The 343-nt window shown below is 55.7% G+C and carries 1 protein-coding gene; it reads right to left on the reverse strand.

What is annotated here, in order from left to right; genetic code table 11:
• The coding region (locus tag AC2YIT_RS32215) for a hypothetical protein (RefSeq protein ID WP_487281951.1) at nucleotides 1–343 on the reverse strand (343 nt) is incomplete at both ends.

The following is a 343-nucleotide window of genomic DNA, read 5'->3' on the forward strand; positions in this document are numbered from 1 at the left end:
TGCCTTGCCCATCAGGTTATGGAATGTATCCGAGGTAGTTGACGCCCAGATTTCTACGCTGGTGACCGTGGTACCTGTCGGGACACAAGTGTTGACGCTCAGGGCAGTGATCACCCTGCCAGCAGTCGTCGTGCTGGCTGTACCGACCACACTCGCGTTGTTGACCGGTGAGAGCATACTGGCCGTCAGTGAGGGGCAACCTGTCACAGCAGGGGCAGTCAGCGTAACCGTAATGTAATCGGTTGTGAAAGTGCCGCTCGCTGTATTTACTTTGGCGTAAAACCGGTACGTACCCGGATCCAGATAAGGGACCGGCCATTTTCCATTGGCAGAACCTTCCTCG

The sequence above is a fragment of the Dyadobacter sp. SRI_021 genome, assembly GCF_057586235.1.